Source organism: Luteolibacter sp. Y139 (assembly GCF_038066715.1).
In the GTDB taxonomy this organism is placed as follows: Bacteria; Verrucomicrobiota; Verrucomicrobiia; order Verrucomicrobiales; family Akkermansiaceae; genus Haloferula; species Haloferula soli.
The window spans coordinates 15,080-31,912 of sequence record NZ_JBBUKT010000001.1 but is presented as its reverse complement, the minus strand read 5'-3'; the positions used below and the strand labels follow the sequence as shown (position 1 = coordinate 31,912).

Genomic DNA, 16,833 nt, shown 5'->3' with positions numbered 1-16,833 from the left:
ATTCCCATGAAGATCACCGAGCTGAAGAAGCGCTATGCGGAGGGGCTGAAGCCGACGGAGCTGATTGAAGAGCTGTGGGAGAAGATCGCGGCTTGGGATGACCCGGCGCTGTTCATTCACTTGCCGGAGAAAGAGGAGCTGCTGGAGATCGCGGGGCAGGTGGAGGCGATGCCTGGTGATCTGCCGTTATGGGGTGTTCCGTTTGTGGTGAAGGACAATATCGATGTCGAGGGGATGCCGACGACGGCGGCGTGTCCGGCTTTCTCCTATGTGCCGGCTGCGGATGCAGAGGTGGTGAACCGCTTGCGGGCTGCCGGGGCGATTCCGATTGGGAAGGCCAACCTCGACCAGTTTGCGACGGGGCTTGTTGGAACGCGTTCGCCTTATGGCGCTCCGCGGAATGCGATCGATGCGGAGTTTCTTCCGGGTGGATCGAGTTCGGGGAGCGCGTCTTCCGTGGCGGCGGGGTTGTGTTGTTTTTCGTTAGGCACGGACACCGCGGGCTCAGGGCGCGTGCCGGCGGCTTTCCAAGAGTTGATCGGATGGAAGCCGACGAAGGGGCTGCTGAGCACCCGCGGGGTGGTTCCGGCGTGCCGGTCACTCGATTGTGTCTCCGTTTTCACGAACACCGTGGAGGATGTATCCCTCGTGGCTGGGGTGGTTTCGGGCTTTGATGAAGGCGATCCGTTTTCGCGTGAGATCAAAGCGACGGGAGCGGTCGGCAGGACCTTTCGTTTCGGGGTGCCGCTGGAGACGGACTTCGCGGGAGATGCCGACACGCCGGGCTTGTTTGCCGCGGCGATCGAGCGAATGAAGGCGATCGGCGGTGAGCCGGTGGGGATCGACCTCAAGCCTTTCGTGGATGCGGCGAAGCTGCTCTACGAGGGACCGTGGGTGGCCGAGCGGTGGGCCGCCGTGGGTGGCTTCGTGGAAGAGAATCCGGGTGAGGTTTTCCCGGTGACGCGCAAGATTCTGGATGCGTCCAAAGACTGGGATGCTGCGGCGACTTTCCGGGCCCAGTATCGTCTGGCGGAGTTGGCGCGGATCGCGGGGAACGTGTGGAAGGACATCGAGGTGCTGCTGCTGCCGACGACGCCGAGGATTTATACGGTGGCCGAGGTGCTGGACGAGCCGTTCCAGACCAATGCGACGCTCGGGAAATATACGAACTTCATGAACCTGCTCGACCTGAGCGCGATCGCGGTGCCCGCCGGGAAGGCGAGGGAAGGGCGGGCGAGATGGGGTGTGACCTTTGCCGCTCCGGCGGGATGGGACGGCGAGCTTTTGAAGCTGGCTGCCCGGTTTGGCGGCGAGACATTCTCCGACTTTCCGAAAGTACAGCGTCACGTGATTCCGGTCGTGGTCTGTGGTGCTCACCTGGAAGGCCTGCCGCTGCATTGGCAGCTCGCCGAGCGCGGGGCCACGCTGCGGTCCCGGACGAAGACGGCCCCGGTCTACCGGATGTATGCGATGCCGGCGGTGGGCACCATTCCGCCGCGTCCGGCCTTGATCCGGGTCGAGGAGGGAGGGGCGGCGATCGAGGTGGAGGTCTGGGATCTTTCGCCCGCGGCGTTTGGAGATTTCGTCTCGAAGATCCCCGGGCCGCTGGGGATCGGTAAGGTCCTGATGGAAAACGGCGAGGATCTGCCGGGGTTCATTGCCGAACCGCGGGCGGCGGACGGGGCGGAGGAGATCACCGGCTTCGGCGGCTGGAAGGCGTGGCTGGCGAGCAAGTCCCCCTGAAAGCGGTCCCCGCGATGCGGTAGGGCCGCAATCCGGCCTTGCGCGCGGGGCGATGGGGCGGCAAGGGAGGGGGGTGGACCGCTGGTTTCTGATCGCCGCGACCGCCCTCGCAGCCGTGGGCGGGGTGACGGGCATGTGGACGGTTCACAAGGGGACCCGCAGCCGGTGGACGGTCTTGTGGATGTGCCTGGCGTTCTTGGCGCAGTTGGGATTCCTGTCGATCCGGGGTGAGGCGCGGGGGGCGTGCCCGCTGGTGGGGATCGGGGAGATCCTGACGTTCCTCGCGTGGTCGCTGACTCTTTTTTATCTGGCGGTGGGGCCGACCTACCGGCTTTCGCTGCTCGGGGTGTTCACCGCGCCGGTGGTGGTGGTGTTTCAGGCGGTGGCTTTATTGCCCGGGGTGCTGGCCGCTCATGCGGAGCGGATGCCGCGGGCGGATGCCTGGCGCGAGACGCATGCGGCGATGTCGGTGCTTTCCTATGGAGCGCTGGCGCTGGCTGCGGTGGCGGGGGTGATGTTTCTGGTGCTGGACAAGCAGCTCAAGGATCAGCACCTGCAGTCGGGCCTGTTCCGGAACCTGCCGCCGGTGCGGGAGTTGTTGAAGTGCATGATCCGGCTGCTGTGGATCGGCGTGGTGCTGCTGAGCATTGGCGTCGTGGCCGGGTTCATGATGCCGCGGAGTGGCGGCACGGCCCACCTGCTGACCGCCACGGCGGTGTGGATTGGCTATGCGGTCTTGCTTGCGATCCGGCAGGTGAGGGGATTGACCGGTCGCCGGACGGCCACGGTCGCGGTGGCGCTCTTCGTTGTGTCCCTATCAGTATTTGCGCTCGTCTGATGGAACTCGTCTGCGTCGGTCTGAATCACCGCACCGCGCCCGTCGAGGTTCGCGAGCGCTTCGCAGTGTCCGCGAGCAAGCTGGGGGACTCGGCGAAGGATCTGTTAGGCCTCCAGGGTCTTGCGGAAAGCGTGGTGCTTTCGACGTGCAACCGGACTGAGTTTTATCTGGCCGGAGAGAAGGCGGAGCAGGCTGCGGCGGAGCTGCGCCGGAAGCTGGCGCAATCGCATGGTGCGGATTCGGACCCGCATTGGTACGAGCATCATCGTATTTCCGCGGCGCGGCATCTGTGCCGGGTGGTGAGCGGGCTTGATTCGATGGTGTTGGGCGAAACGGAGATCTTCGGTCAGGCGAAGGAGGCGTATCGTCAGGCGCTCGAATCGGGCGCGACCTCGGGGACGCTGAACAAGCTCTTCCAGCGCGCCTTCTCGGTCGGAAAAAAGGTCCGAACGGATACGCGGATCCAAGAGGGGGCGACTTCCGTGGCGGGAGCTGCGGTGGAACTGGCGGAGAAGATTTTTGGCAAGCTGGCCGGCTGCCGCGTCATCGTAATCGGCGCGGGCGACATGAGCCGCCAGACGGCGCAGGCGCTGGTGTCACGTGGGGCGAGTAGCGTTTTTGTAACCAACCGGTCCTTCGACAAGGCGGAGCAGCTCGCCGCCGAGATGGGCGGGCGGGCGGTGAAGTTTGATGAATGGCAGGCGGTGCTGGCAGGGGTGGACGTGGTGATTTCCTCGACCAGCGCGCCGCATCCGGTGGTGCTGCCGCATCACATCGAGTCGGTGCGGCGCGTGAGGAAATTCCGGCCGCTGTTCCTGATCGACATCGCGGTGCCCCGCGACATTGATCCGGCCTGCGGCGACATCGAGGAGGTCTATCTCTACGACATCGACACGCTTGAACAATTGGCCGATGAGGCCCGCGTCCGGCGTGAGAAGCAGATCGCCGAATGCGACCGGATCATCGACGAAGAACTCAGAAAGCTGAACCTGCCTGGCACGTGAGCGAAGAAGTATTCCAGAAGACTGTCATTGGCACCCGCGGGAGCGATCTCGCGCTGGTGCAGGCCGCTGCGACCGAGCGTGCGCTATCGCTGGCATTTCCTGATCTGCGGATCACGCGGCAAGTCATTCGCACCACTGGAGATCGTCGCACGGATGTGGCGCTGGCCCAGGTCGCGAAGGTGGAGGGGACCGACAAAGGGATCTTCACGAAGGAGCTTGAGGAGGCCTTGCGTGCCGGTGAGATCGATATCGCGGTGCATTCGTTGAAGGATGTGCCGACGGTGGTGAGCGATGAATTTGAAATCGCGGGCGTGCTTTCGCGCGCGCCGATCCGGGATGTGCTGGTTTCGCGTCAGCCGGGTGGGCTCGACATTTTGCCTGCGGGCGCGGTGGTGGGCACGAGTGCGGTGCGGCGTGCGCGACAACTCCAGTGGCTGCGGCCGGATCTGAAGGTCATCGATCTGCGTGGCAACGTGCCGACACGGCTGCGCAAGGTGGCCGAGGGTGCTTATGATGCGATCCTTTTGGCCGAGGCTGGCTTGGTCCGGCTGGGTCATCGCATGTCGCGGCCATCGGTGGTTTTCGGCACCGAGGTTCACTTCGCGCCATTGGCGGAGGATGTGTTCTATCCGGCGGCAGGGCAGGGGGCGATCGGCTTCGAGATCCGCAAGGGCGACAAGGCCGCGGCGGCACTGGTAGCCGGGATCGTGGATGTAGTGACCTTCACGCGGGTCCGCGCCGAGCGCGAATTCCTCCGGCTTCTGGAAGGTGGCTGCAGCACGCCGGTCGGCGTTTTCACCTCGCTTGAATATGACGTCCTGACGATGGACGCGCGCGTTTTTCCTGATGAAGGCGGCACGCCTCGTGTCGCCAAGGCTTCCGGTGGCGATCCGCTGAAGGTCGCCCGCGAACTTTACGACTCCCTAGCATGAGCACTTCCGGCATTTGTTACCTCGTTGGCGCCGGTCCCGGCGACCTAGGCCTCGTCACCCTTCGTGCGAAGGAGTGCGTGGAGATGGCGGATGTGCTCGTCTACGATGCCCTTAGTAGTCCGGAGATCCTGCGCTGGGCGAAGAAGGACTGCGAGAAGATCCATGTGGGCAAGCGCGCGAAGGATCACACGCTTTCGCAGGAGGAGATCAATGCTCTCATTGTCGAGAAGACGAAGGAGGGCAAGAAGGTGGTGCGCCTCAAGGGCGGCGATCCGATGATCTTCGGTCGTGGTGGTGAAGAGGCTGCGGAGTTGGCTGCTGCCGGGGTGAGTTTTGAGATCGTGCCGGGCATCAGCTCGACGATTGGTGGGCCGACTTATGCGGGGATTCCGGTGACGCACCGCGATCACTGCTCGCAGCTGACGATTTTCACGGGTCACGAGGATCCGACCAAGGGCGAGAGTTCGATTGACTATGCCCACCTTGCGAAGACGCCGGGCACGAAGGTGTTCGTGATGGGTGTGTCGCGCTTGCGTGAGATTGCCAGCGCGTTTGTCGCTGGGGGGGCTGATGCCTCGACGCCGATTGCGCTGACCCGCTGGGCGACCACGGGTGCTCAGAAGACGATCACCGGCACGCTGGCCGATATCGCGGATACGGCGGAGAAGGAGAACTTCGGTTCGCCGGCGGTGGCGGTCATCGGTGGGGTGGTGAAGGAGCGCGAGAAGATCAATTGGTTCGAGAGGCGCCCGCTGTTTGGCAAGCGCATCGTGGTGACCCGCACGCGGGAGCAGGCGGGTGGCTTGAGCCGTGAACTGGGTGCGCTTGGTGCCGATGTAATCGAGTTGCCGACCATTCGGATCGAGCCGCCGGATGATAAGCGCGAGTTCGCCGAGATGGTGACCCATGCGCATGAATACGACTGGCTGATCTTCACCAGTCCGAATGGGGTGGAGCGATTCTTCGACGCCTTCTACGCGACGTACGAGGATGCTCGTAGTTTGGGCAATCCGCGGATTGCGGTGATCGGGCCGGGAACGGCGCAGAAGGTTCGCGAGTATCGCTTGGCCGTCGATTTGATGCCGGAGAAAGATTTCGTTGCCGAGGGTTTGGTCGAGGCTTTCGTGAATGGCGACTCGGTCGAGAATCTGACGCTGTTGTGGGTCCGTGGTTCTGATGCCCGCGATGTGGTGTTCGAGGGACTCACCGCGCTCGGTGCGATCGTGGATGAATGCGTGGCCTACAAGACCGTGCCTGAGACGGAAGATCCGACGGGCGCTGCGGCGCGGCTGAAGGAAGATGGTGCTGATCTGATCACGTTCACTTCGGCGTCGACGGTCGACAATTTCTTCAAGCTGGGGCTGGCGTGGCCGGAGGGTTGTGCGGCCGGGAGCATCGGTCCGGTGACGACGGAGGCGCTGAAGAAGCATGGCATCGAGCCGGCGTTCGAGGCGAAGCCGAGTGATATTCCCGGGCTCACTGCGGCGATCCGCAAATGGGCGAAGGCTTGACTCATCCGTCTCGACGTCCGCTGCCCCAATCGTTAGACCCGCGCCATGGCAACGGCGATCGGGATCATCGGGGGTAGCGGGCTTTATGAAATCGACGGGTTCGAGAAGGCGGAGGAGCGGGTGATCGCGACGCCGTTCGGTGAGCCGTCGGATGCGCTGGTGGGTGGGATGCTAGCCGGGCGTGAGGTTTGGTTCTTGCCGCGGCATGGGCGAGGGCACCGCTTGTTGCCGACGGAGATCAATCACCGGGCGAACCTGTGGGCGCTGCGGTCGGTGGGGGTGCGGCATTTGATCTGTGTGACGGCGGTGGGGAGCTTGAAGGACGAATACCATCCGCGGGACATCGTGTTGCCGGACCAGTATTTCGACCGGACGAGCCGGCGGGAGCTGCATACGTTTTTCGGTGGTGGGATTGTGGGGCATGTTTCGTTTGCGGATCCGATCAGTGGCGGGCTGCGTGGGATCTTGAGAAAGGCGGCGACCGCAATCGGGGCGACGGTCCACGACGGCGGGACCTATGTGAACATGGATGGGCCGGCGTTTTCGACGCGGGCGGAGAGCGAGACGAACCGGAAGCTCGGGTTCGATGTGATCGGGATGACGAATCTCCCGGAGGCCAAGCTGGCGCGGGAGGCGGAGATCGCGCTGGCGACGCTGGCGATGATCACGGACTACGATTGCTGGAAGGTGGAGGAGGAGCCGGTGACGGCCGAGGCGGTGATGGGTCACCTGCACGCGAACGTGTCCGCGGCGAAGCGAATCATTGCCCGCGCGATCCCGGAAATCCCGGCGGAGGCGGAGTGGCCTGAGCACCGTTCGCTGGACGGCGCGATCATGACGCCGAGGCAATTGTGGCCGGTGGCGAAGATGGAGGCATTACGCCCGATGCTTCAGCGGTTCTTGTGATCAAGTTGTTGGAAATGCAGGCGTGACATCGGATTTCGCGGCGATATTCTGGGCCGAACCTCCCTCGTTTCCCGTCGCCATCCATGAGAAATCCCATCGAATCGCTCGGCTACAAGATCCTCACCGCTTCCTCCCAAGCCGCTGCGTCGGAAGAAGGGCTGCCGAGACTTTCCCGCCGCGGGTTCATGGTTCTGGGCACGGCGCTGGGAAGCAGCTGCTCGATGATTTCCTCGGCCAAGCAGGATGAGCCCCAGGCGGCGACCGCCGGAGTGGATCCGGCCGCGGCCCCGACCCGCACGGAGCCGAACAAGAACTTCCGCACCCCGAGCACGCGTGGCCCGGTGCCTCGGAATCCGGACAACAACTTGCCAGCGACCGGGGCGAGCTCCGGCATCACTTTTTCGCGCGTGGCGGTCACGCAGCCGTACATCGCGATGACCTTCGACGATGGCCCGCACCCGAACAACACGCCGCGGCTGCTGGACATGCTGCGCGAGCGGAACATCAAGGCGACCTTCTACGTGATCGGCCGCAACGTGGACCTGTATCCGAACGTGCTGCGCCGCACCGTTTCGGAAGGCCATGAGATCGGCAATCACAGCTTCACCCACCCGATTCTCAGCAAGATGAGCGATTCCGCGGTGCGCGAGGAACTGACCAAGTGCCGCGATGCGGTGGCCCGTGCCGCCGGCATCCAGCCACGCACGATGCGCCCGCCGTATGGTGCGCTGCTGCAGCGCCAGCGCGAGTGGATCCATGCCGAGCTGAACTACCCGACCATCCTGTGGTCGGTGGACCCGCTTGACTGGAAGCGCCCCGGACCGTCGGTGGTGACCTCGCGAATCCTCGCCGGCACCACGCCGGGAGCGATCGTGCTTTCCCATGACCTTCACGGCGGCACGGTGGATGCGATGCCTGCGACGCTCGATGGCCTGCTGAGCAAGGGATTCAAGTTCGTGACTGTCTCGCAGTTGCTTGCCATGGCTACGGCTCCGGGCCAAGTGGCTGGCCAGTAAACGCGGGCTCCAACGATGCCGGGCGAGCGCTACTTTGCGGTTCGGGACCGCCTATCGGAGCTGTTAGGCTGGGTGGGCGACCTTACGAATGAAGTCGCGCTCGAAGCCGAGCCTGATCACCCGCAGCCGGTGCTCACGCAGCCGGTCCTGATCGCGGCGATCGGTGAGATCAATGCGGGCAAGTCATCGCTGCTGAATGCGCTGGTCGGTGAGGAGCTTTGTCCTGCCAGTTCATTGCCCCTCACTTCGGAGGTGCGGCTCTATCGTCATGGTGAGGATGCGGATCATGAGGTGCAGCCACTGCTTTACGAGTGCCGGCGTTCGCTCGACTACCTGAGGAACTTCGACCTGCTCGACACGCCGGGCACCAATGCGAAGTACGAGGGTCATCGTGAGATCGCGGAGCCCTTCCTGGAGCATGCGGATCTGGTCCTGGTTGTTTTCACGGCGGAGAATCCGTGGACGGCGGCGACCTGGGATGCGGTGTCGAAGCTTTCGCCCGAGGCGCTGTCGCGCACGGCGCTGGTGGTGCAACGGATTGACCTGAAGCAGAACCAGGACATCCCGATCATCCTGGGGCACATGCGTGACCTCTCGATGAAGCGTGCGGGAGTGGTGTTGCCGATCTTCCCGGTGGCGGCGCGCGTGGGATTGGAAGTGAAGCAGTCGGAGTCGCCTGATCCGAAGCAGTGGGCGGCGAGCCGGCTTTCCGATCTGGAGCACTTCATTTCCGAGCGGATCTGCGAGTCGTATGATCGCAGGCAGGTGCTGCATGATGCGTGGCACCACGCGGCGCGGACGATCCGGCGAATGGATCACAAGCTCGACACGCAGCGGCGCGGGATGGACGACGATTCGTGGTTCCTGTCCGGCATCGAGCGCGAGATGGATGAGCAGCGGGATGCGGCGCTGGAGGAAGCTCCGAATGCCTTGGCCGAGGTGATGGAGCGGTATCGTGCCGAGGTGGATGCGGTGGTGCGGCTCTTGAAGAAGCGGCTGAGCTGGTGGCGGACGCTTTCGCGCTTGTTTACCGGTGATGCTTCGGCGGCGGAGATCGAGTCTTCGTTTGCGGCGCGGATGCAGGAGACGGCGATTGGTTTCGGGAGGGACGATGCGGGGAGATTGGTGGACGCTTGTTCCGCGCATTGGGAAACGGTACGGCCGCGGGTGGTGGAGCGGATGGGTTTCGAACCCGGTGCGTGTGCGGTGGCGGGAGAGGCGAGGGAGGGTGTGATCGCGAAGTTTGTGGCGCGCTTGGAGAAGGCGGTGCCGCGGGCGCTGACGGGGCTGCGTTTGCGCGGGGTCTTGGACCCGCAGCTGCGGCGGAGGAATTCGCTGCTGAAGGGTTTGGTTGGGATCGGGCTGTGTGTGTCGCTTGCGGCGGGTGTCTGTGGCACGCTGGGACAGCAGCATCTGGCGCTGATCCTGTTAGTTGCTGCGGTGGGAACTTTCGGGTTCGCGGTGGTGATGGCCTGGATCACTCGGATGCGGGTTGCGGCGGGGTATCGCGAGCGCTTGCTGGCGGGGGCCGCGACGTTTGCCGAAGGGCTCAAGGCAGATCATGGCGAGGCGATCCGGTTCTTGTTCCGGGATCACTCGCTGAGCTTGATCGAGGTCCGGCGGCAGCTTGCGGCGGAGAAGACGGCGCTGCAGCCGCGGATGGAGCGGGCGAACTCGCTGTACATCGCGCTGAAGTCGATTGAGCTGGATTTGTGAGGGTCGATTGAGCGCGCAGGATGTGGCGTGCGGGTAGGGACCACTCGGGCGGAATGAATTCCGCGCTCCCAGTTTAAGAAGCGCGCTTCTTGGCGACCATGGGGCGATTCTGTTCTAACAGACGGACGAAGTTTCGCACGAGGAGGGAGGTGCGTTCGGTGCGCCAGACGGCCCAGAGGGTGAAGTCGAGGTTGGCGTGCTCGACGGTGAGCGGCAGGGTGACGATGGCGTGGCTGTTCCGCAGGTCGAGGACTTCGGGGAGCAGGGATACGCCTTGGTCGGCGGCGATCATGTTGAGCAGGGCATCGAAGCCGGAGATCTGTCGCATGGAGCCGGCAGAGATGCCTTCTTCATCGAAGATGCGGAGGATGTCGCGGCGGTGATTCGAGGCGGCTTCGGCGCCGACGCAGAGCAGGGTTTGCTTGCCGAGCTCATCGAGTGAGATGCGCTTCCGTTCTGCGAAGGGGTGGAGCTGGGAGACGGAGACGCCGAAGTTCGAGCGGACGAGAGGCAGGCTGGAGAGGCCGGGGACTTGCTCGGCATCGCGGCCATAGGCGAAGCCGAGGTGGATCTCCCCGGTTTCCAGAGCGGAGAGTTGCTCGATGGGGGTCATTTCCACGAATGACACGTCGACGCGGGGGAACTCGGCTCCGAAGGCCTTGAGGGCTCCGGGGAGGAAACTTGAGGCCATTTGGCCCACGCTGCCGATGCGGAGTTCGCCGCGGCGGCCGTCCTGGGCCTCGCGGGCGAGGTCGACGGCGCGTTCGACATCGGCAAGAATCGCGCGGGCTTCGGCGAGGAAGACGGAGCCGGCATCGGTGAGTGAGACGCTGACGGTGTCGCGTTCCAGAAGGCGCAGGCCGGTTTCTTCTTCGAGATCCTTGACCTGCTTACTGAGGGCCGGGCGCGTGACATTCAGGCGTTCGGCGGCCCGGCGGAAGTTCAAGGCGTCCGCCACCGCCACGAAATATCTGAGGTGTCGCAGCTCCATCCCGGCGGACTGGTAACCTTGAGTTACCAGCTTGGAAACTTCAAAGTCATTCCGCGGCGGGAAATCCCGTGTTTAGTAAGCGCACGTCTCAAACGGACGTTTCAGCAACCCTTCCGTCCCATGCGCCCTGTCCTTTTCCTTCCGCTGACTTCGCTGCTGTTTCTGCCCTCGTGCGAGAAGAAGCAGGCGGCAGCGGGCCCTGCCCAGATGCCGCCGGCGGCGGTGACTTTCCTGCCCGCGGCGACCGAGACCGTGAGTATCACGCGTGAGCTGCCGGGCCGCATCGATGCGGTGCGCGTGGCGGAGGTGCGTGCGCGGGTTCCCGGCATCCTGCTGGAGAAGACCTTCGAGGAAGGCGTGGATGTGAAGGCGGGCGACGTGCTCTTCAAGATCGACCCGGCGCCGCTGGTGGCGGCGAAGGAGAATGCCGCGGCAGCGCTTGCGCGTTCGGAAGCAAATCTCTCACAGGCCGAAAGCCAACTCGCCCGCTACAAGTCGCTGGTGAATTCGAACGCGGTGAGCAAGCAGCAGTTCGACGATGCGGAGTCCGCCGTGAAGGTGGCGACCGCGGAAGGGAAGGCTGCGACTGCCGCGCTGAAAACCGCCGAGCTCGATCTTGGCTACGCCACCGTGACCGCGCCGATTTCCGGGCGGGTGGGGAAGGCGCAGGTGACCGAGGGGGCACTGGTCGGCAAGGATGAGGCGACGCGCCTGGCGGTGATCCAACAGCTCGATCCGATCTACTTCGACTTCACGCAATCCAGTGCCGACTTGATCGCACTGCGCCGCGCGATGAGCAGCGGCGAGATTTCCAAGGTGAATCCCGAGAAGGCGAAGGCGACTCTGATCCTGGAAGATGGCAGTGAGTATCCGCTGCCGGGCAAGATCCTCTTCTCGGAAGCCGCGGTGGATGAGTCGACCGGTATGGTGAGCTTGCGCGCCGAGTTCCCGAATCCTGACAAGCTGCTGTTGCCCGGGATGTTCGCTCGTGGCCGGGTGGTGCAGGCGATTCGTGAGAACGTGGTGACCGTGCCGCAGCGCGCCGTGACCCGCCAGCAAGGTGGCATGGGCAGCGTGATGGTGGTGGACGACAACAACGTCGCCCAGGCACGACTGATCCAGACCGACAATGCCGTCGGTGACAAGTGGGTGGTGACTTCGGGCCTAAAGGCCGGGGAGAAAGTCATCATCGAAGGTCTTCTCAAGGCTCGTCCCGGTGCGCCGGTGGTCCCGGAGCCCTTCGCCCCCAAGGCGGAGGCCAGCCAGTCCACGGCAAAGGCTCCTAACAAGAAGGAAGGCTGAGCTTTCCTCCCACATTAGACCGATTGGTCGTATCCGAAGGATTCGACGGATCCCTCACACTTTCCTCTCATGGCCCGCTTCTTCATTGACCGCCCCGTTTTCGCGTGGGTCGTGTCCATTCTCATCGTGCTGATCGGGGCAATCTCGATCACGAAGCTGCCGGTGGCGCAGTATCCGCAGGTGGCGCCGCCATCGATCTCGATCACCGCGAACTATGCGGGTGCTTCTGCTGAAACGCTGACCGACACGGTGACCTCGGTCATCGAGCAGCAGCTGAACGGTATCGACAACCTGCTCTACATGTCGTCCGCGAGCGACGCGAACGGGACGGCGACGATCACGCTCTACTTCGAGCCAGGCACCAATGCGGACGTGGCGCAGGTGCAGGTGCAGAACAAGGTGCAGCTGGCGACGCCGAGCCTGCCACAGACCGTGCAGCAGCAGGGTGTGGTGGTGGCGAAGGCGACGCGGAACTTCATGATGTTCATCTGTCTGTCCTCCGAGGACGGCAGCATGGATGCGGTGGCGCTGGGGAACTATCTTTCGACCAATGTGCTCGACCCGCTGCGCCGCGTGGATGGGGTGGGTGAGGTGATCCAATTCGGCACGCAGTACGCGATGCGCGTGTGGCTCGATCCGGACAAGATGGTCAGCTACAACCTGACTCCCGCGGACGTGAACGAAGCCATCCGGGCGCAGAATGCGCAGGTGCCGGTTGGTCAGCTGGGTGCCTTGCCTGCAGTGGAAGGCCAGCAGCTCAATATCATTCTCCAAGGACGCGCGAGCCTGCGCGAGGCGGAGCAGTTCGAGAACATCGTGCTGCGCGTGAACACCGATGGCTCGCGTGTCTACCTGCGCGATGTGGCCCGCGTGGAGATGGGCGGCCAGGACTACTCGATCAAGGCGCGCATTGACGGTAGTGCGGCATCGGCCGCGGCGGTGAAGCTCGCGCCGACTGGCAACGCGCTCGATACCGCGAATGCGGTGCGTGCCGAGGTGGAGCGCTTGCAACAGTTCTTCCCGCCGGGGGTGAAGGTGACCTTCCCGCTCGACACGTCCACCTTCGTGAAGATCTCCGTGGAGGAGGTGATCAAGACGCTGGTGGAGGCGATCGCGCTGGTGTTCCTGGTGATGTATCTGTTCCTGCAGAACTTCCGGGCCACGCTGATCCCGACGCTGGTGGTGCCGGTGGCATTGATGGGAACGTGTGCGCTGATGGCCGCCTTCGGGTTCTCGATCAACGTGCTGACGATGTTCGGCATGGTGTTGGCGATCGGCATCCTGGTGGACGATGCGATCGTGGTGGTGGAGAACGTGGAGCGCATCATGAGCGAGGAGGGGCTTCCCGCGAAGGAGGCCACCCGCAAGGCGATGGACCAGATCACCGGCGCGCTGATCGGGATCACGGTGGTGCTCACCGCGGTGTTCATTCCGATGGCTTTCTTCGGTGGATCGGTGGGCACGATTTATCGCCAGTTCACGATGTCGATGGTGTCGTGCATGCTGTTCTCCGTCTTCCTCGCGATGTCGCTGACGCCAGCGCTGTGCGGCACGCTGCTGAAGCAGGTGGATGCCGGTCATCACCATGCGAAGCGCGGTTTCTTCGGCTGGTTCAACCGGGCCTTCGATGCGACGACGAATCGTTACCAGAAGATCATTGGTGGTTTCTTGAAGCAGGCTTGGACCGGGCTGATCGCGCTCGCCGCGGTGGTGGTGCTGGTGGGTTTCCTCTACAAGAAGATGCCATCGTCCTTCCTTCCGGAAGAAGACCAAGGCTACTTCCTGGCCCTGATCGCACTGCCTGACGGCGCGACCGATACACGGACGAGCGAGGCTCTGCTGAAGGCAGAGGATTTCTTCTCCAAGCAGCCTGAGATCGAACACTACTTCACCGTCTCCGGCTTCAGCTTCACGGGTAAGGCGCAGAACTCCGGCCTGGCCTTCCTCCGGCTCAAGCCGTGGGAGGAGCGTGAGGGCAAGGAGCACAACGTCCAAGCGGTGATCAAGCGGGGCATCATGGCGCTCGGCGGGATCAAGGACGCGATGGTCTTCCCGCTGAATCCGCCGGCGATTCCTGAGCTCGGCACCTCATCCGGATTCGACTTCTGGCTGCAAGATGTCGGTGGCGTGGGTCACGACGCGCTGATGGCGGCGCGCAACCAGATGCTCGGGATGGCGGCGCAGAGTCCGGTGCTAGCCGGTGTGCGTCCTCAGGGTCTGAACGACACCGCGCAGATGAAGATCGACATCGACCAGGACAAGGCGAGTGCGCTCGGCATCTCGCTGGCCGATATCAATACGATCATGCAGACGGCCTTCGGGTCGGCGTATGTGAACAATTTCGTCAATGGCACCCGCGTGCAGCGCGTGATCACCCAGCTCGATGCGAAGTTCCGCATGACGCCTGATGATCTCGGAAACGTCCATGTGCGGAACAACCAGGGCAAGATGGTGCCGATGTCCGCCTTCACCTCGACCCGGTGGGCCTTCGGCTCGCCGCAGCTCCAGCGCTATGACGGGCTGCCCGCGGTGAACATCGTGGGGGCGGCCAAGCCGGGCATGAGCTCGGGGCAGGCGATGGATGAGATGGAGAAGCTGGCGAAGCAGCTGCCGCCCGGCATCGGCTACGCGTGGAGCGGCCAGTCGCTGGAGGAAAAGATTTCCGGCAACCAGGCGCCGGCGCTCTACGCGGTGTCGCTGGCGATCGTTTTCCTCTGTCTGGCGGCGCTCTACGAGAGCTGGTCGATCCCGGTGGCAGTTATCATGGTGGTGCCGCTCGGCATCCTCGGGGCGCTCGCGGCGGTGTTCTTCCGCGACCTGCCGAATGACGTGTATTTCAAGGTGGGCCTGCTCACGACGGTGGGTCTCTCGACCAAGAACGCGATCCTGATCATCGAATTCGCGCTCGATCTCGAAAAGGAGGGCAGGGGGCTGAGGGAGTCGATCCTGGAGGCGGTGAAACTCCGCCTGCGTCCGATTTTGATGACATCGATGGCCTTCGTTCTGGGCGTCGTGCCGCTGGTGATCAGCACCGGAGCCGGCTCCGCCAGCCAAAATGCGATTGGCACCGGCGTGGCGGGGGGCATGATCTCGGGCACAATCCTTGCGGTCTTCCTCGTTCCTGTCTTTTATATGGTCATTCGCCGTCTAACAAAAAAGAAGGCCCCCGCGACAAATCCGGAATCCAATTCGTCATCTGAATCTCAACCCGGAGAACTCTCCCATGCGTAAGCCGCTACTTCTCGCCCTGCCCGTTTTCCTCGCCTCGTGCAACATGGAGCCGGCGCTGGAAACCATTAACTCGCCCGTTTCGGAAAACTACCCTGGCAACAGCGGGGGAGGTGTGTCCGCTGACATCGCGTGGCAAAAGTTCTTCACCGATGCGCGGCTCAAGCGCCTGATTTCGATCGGCCTGGAGAACAACCGCGACCTGCGGGTGGCCACGCTGAATGTGGAGCAGGCCCGCGCCCAGTACGGGATCTCGCGGAGCCAGCTCTTCCCGACGGTGGACGTCGCGGCGGGTGGCTCCCGGAGCCGCACTCCGAGGACGCTTTCCCAGAGCGGCTCGGCGGTCAATTCCGAGTCCTATGAGGTCTCGGTGGGTGTCACGGCCTACGAGCTCGACCTGTTCGGCCGGGTGCGCAGCCTGAACCATGCGGCGCTGCAGAATTATTTCGCGAGCGATGCCGCGCGGGTCGGCGCCCAGATCGCGCTCGTGTCACAGATTGCCAGCGCCTACTTCACGGAGCTTTCGGCGGTCGAGCAGATGGAGCTGTCCCAGCGCACCTTGGACGCGGTGAGTGAAACCTACAATCTGACCAAGATGCGGTTCGACGCGGGCGATGTGTCCGAGCTCGACCTGCGCTCGGTGGACGTGCAGGTGCAGACCGCGAAGGCGAATCTGGCGGCTTTCCAACAGCGCCGGGCCGAGGCGAACAATGCGATCGCGTTTCTCATCGGCACGGGGGTTCCCTCGAATCTGCCCAAGGGCCGAGGTCTGGAGGGCGGACTGGTTGCCGACGTTCGCGCCGGAGTTTCGTCCCAACTGCTGATCCGCCGGCCGGACATTCGGGAGGCCGAGCACCAGCTCCGCGCCGCGAATGCGAACATCGGTGCAGCCCGCGCCGCTTTCTTCCCGCGGATCACCCTGACGGGCAGTCGTGGCACGGCGAGCGAGAGCCTGGGGGACCTGTTCCAACACGGCAGTTCGGCCTGGTCGTTCGCGCCACAACTCAGCGTGCCGATTTTCGACGGGGGCTATAACAAGTCCACGCTCGACGTTGCAGAGGTGCGCAAGCAGATCCAGGTGGCCACCTACGAGAAGTCGATTCAGAATGCCTTCCGCGAAGTGGCCGACGGTCTCGCCGCCCGCACCGGTCTGAATGGCCAGATCGAGGCCTTCGAGGGTCTGGTCAGCGCCCAACAGAAGCGGTTCGACCTCGCCGATGCCCGTTACAAACAAGGCGTCGACAGTTACTTCGAAGTTCTGACAGCGCAGCAAGATCTCTTCGACTCGCAACGTGCTCTCATCCAGCTCCGCCTGGCCCGCGTGGTGAACGCGGTGGGCCTCTACAAGGCTCTCGGCGGCGGCTGGTAAATCCAACAATTCAATCTAACACGAACCCGAGGCGGTCGCGACGATCCGCAGTCGGTGGCTCCGTGCAGTGCGACGGCTCTTTCTGGGAGGGTTGAGCCGCTGCCTCCGGGGCCAAGACTGCGGATCCTCCCGGTCGCCTCATTTCGTTTTAGGGATCGGCGGGGCGTAGTTGAAAGGCTGCGCCCTTCTGTTGGAGGGGGGCGGCAATATGGATCGCAGCTGGGATTGCAGGTGCGGTCCGCCCTCAGCCGGACCGACGCAGTCGTTCCGCTACGAA

General features: G+C 63.7%; 12 protein-coding genes. 11 read left to right on the top strand and 1 reads right to left on the bottom strand.

Annotation, left to right across the window (positions count from 1 at the left end):
* Positions 1 to 6 precede the first annotated feature (6 nt).
* The 8 genes from atzF to WKV53_RS00100 all read left to right on the top strand — a co-directional run bounded on the left by atzF (position 7) and on the right by WKV53_RS00100 (position 9,666).
* Complete coding sequence (gene atzF / locus WKV53_RS00135; protein ID WP_341402210.1) at positions 7 to 1,743, top strand: allophanate hydrolase; 1,737 nt, start codon at positions 7 to 9, stop codon at positions 1,741 to 1,743.
* A 73-nt stretch (positions 1,744 to 1,816) separates the two neighbouring features.
* On the top strand, positions 1,817 to 2,581 hold the full coding sequence (ccsA, locus tag WKV53_RS00130; protein WP_341402209.1) for a cytochrome c biogenesis protein CcsA: 765 nt from the start codon (positions 1,817 to 1,819) through the stop codon (positions 2,579 to 2,581).
* Entirely contained in the window at positions 2,581 to 3,585 is a 1,005-nt protein-coding gene (gene hemA, locus WKV53_RS00125; RefSeq protein ID WP_341402208.1) for a glutamyl-tRNA reductase, read from the top strand. Before ccsA ends, hemA begins: the two co-directional genes overlap by 1 nt.
* Positions 3,582 to 4,517 (top strand): hydroxymethylbilane synthase, encoded by a 936-nt coding sequence (hemC, locus tag WKV53_RS00120; protein ID WP_341402207.1) that lies wholly within the window; start codon positions 3,582 to 3,584, stop codon positions 4,515 to 4,517. The genes hemA and hemC overlap by 4 nt, the downstream gene beginning before the upstream one ends.
* Positions 4,514 to 6,028, top strand: coding sequence for a uroporphyrinogen-III C-methyltransferase (cobA, locus tag WKV53_RS00115; protein WP_341402205.1), 1,515 nt, complete (start codon positions 4,514 to 4,516; stop codon positions 6,026 to 6,028). Before hemC ends, cobA begins: the two co-directional genes overlap by 4 nt.
* 45 nt (positions 6,029 to 6,073) lie before the next feature.
* On the top strand, positions 6,074 to 6,934 hold the full coding sequence (gene mtnP / locus WKV53_RS00110) for an S-methyl-5'-thioadenosine phosphorylase (RefSeq protein WP_341402204.1): 861 nt from the start codon (positions 6,074 to 6,076) through the stop codon (positions 6,932 to 6,934).
* 83 nt (positions 6,935 to 7,017) lie between these two features.
* Positions 7,018 to 7,950, top strand: a complete 933-nt coding sequence (locus WKV53_RS00105) for a polysaccharide deacetylase family protein (protein ID WP_341402203.1) — start codon at positions 7,018 to 7,020, stop codon at positions 7,948 to 7,950.
* Between the two features lie 15 nt (positions 7,951 to 7,965).
* The gene (locus WKV53_RS00100) at positions 7,966 to 9,666 is read left to right on the top strand and encodes a dynamin family protein (RefSeq protein WP_341402202.1); all 1,701 of its coding nucleotides are present in this window, start codon (positions 7,966 to 7,968) and stop codon (positions 9,664 to 9,666) included.
* Positions 9,667 to 9,739: 73 nt separating this feature from the next.
* Here the strand turns inward: WKV53_RS00100 and WKV53_RS00095 are convergent, their stop codons facing one another.
* Positions 9,740 to 10,657 carry a LysR family transcriptional regulator gene (locus WKV53_RS00095; protein WP_341402201.1) on the bottom strand — a complete coding sequence of 306 codons (918 nt, stop codon included), beginning with the start codon at positions 10,655 to 10,657 and terminating at the stop codon, positions 9,740 to 9,742.
* Between the two features lie 120 nt (positions 10,658 to 10,777).
* Between WKV53_RS00095 and WKV53_RS00090 the strand changes: the two genes are divergently transcribed.
* The 3 genes from WKV53_RS00090 (at position 10,778) to WKV53_RS00080 (ending at position 16,556) form a co-directional block, all read left to right on the top strand.
* Entirely contained in the window at positions 10,778 to 11,959 is a 1,182-nt protein-coding gene (locus tag WKV53_RS00090) for an efflux RND transporter periplasmic adaptor subunit (RefSeq protein ID WP_341402200.1), read from the top strand.
* Between the two features lie 69 nt (positions 11,960 to 12,028).
* Positions 12,029 to 15,190: an efflux RND transporter permease subunit gene (locus WKV53_RS00085; protein ID WP_341402199.1), complete on the top strand. Its 3,162-nt coding sequence runs from the start codon at positions 12,029 to 12,031 to the stop codon at positions 15,188 to 15,190.
* Complete coding sequence (locus WKV53_RS00080; protein ID WP_341402198.1) at positions 15,183 to 16,556, top strand: efflux transporter outer membrane subunit; 1,374 nt, start codon at positions 15,183 to 15,185, stop codon at positions 16,554 to 16,556. Before WKV53_RS00085 ends, WKV53_RS00080 begins: the two co-directional genes overlap by 8 nt.
* Positions 16,557 to 16,833 lie beyond the last annotated feature (277 nt).

What these genes read in the sequence shown, in the direction of transcription:
- atzF (WP_341402210.1), top strand. Translation starts at nt 7, where the DNA reads ATGAAGATCACCGAGCTGAAGAAGCGCTATGCGGAGGGGCTGAAGCCG.
- hemA (WP_341402208.1), top strand. Translation starts at nt 2,581, where the DNA reads ATGGAACTCGTCTGCGTCGGTCTGAATCACCGCACCGCGCCCGTCGAG.
- cobA (WP_341402205.1), top strand. Translation starts at nt 4,514, where the DNA reads ATGAGCACTTCCGGCATTTGTTACCTCGTTGGCGCCGGTCCCGGCGAC.
- mtnP (WP_341402204.1), top strand. Translation starts at nt 6,074, where the DNA reads ATGGCAACGGCGATCGGGATCATCGGGGGTAGCGGGCTTTATGAAATC.
- WKV53_RS00105 (WP_341402203.1), top strand. Translation starts at nt 7,018, where the DNA reads ATGAGAAATCCCATCGAATCGCTCGGCTACAAGATCCTCACCGCTTCC.
- WKV53_RS00100 (WP_341402202.1), top strand. Translation starts at nt 7,966, where the DNA reads ATGCCGGGCGAGCGCTACTTTGCGGTTCGGGACCGCCTATCGGAGCTG.
- WKV53_RS00095 (WP_341402201.1), bottom strand. Translation starts at nt 10,657, where the DNA reads ATGGAGCTGCGACACCTCAGATATTTCGTGGCGGTGGCGGACGCCTTG.
- WKV53_RS00090 (WP_341402200.1), top strand. Translation starts at nt 10,778, where the DNA reads ATGCGCCCTGTCCTTTTCCTTCCGCTGACTTCGCTGCTGTTTCTGCCC.
- WKV53_RS00085 (WP_341402199.1), top strand. Translation starts at nt 12,029, where the DNA reads ATGGCCCGCTTCTTCATTGACCGCCCCGTTTTCGCGTGGGTCGTGTCC.
- WKV53_RS00080 (WP_341402198.1), top strand. Translation starts at nt 15,183, where the DNA reads ATGCGTAAGCCGCTACTTCTCGCCCTGCCCGTTTTCCTCGCCTCGTGC.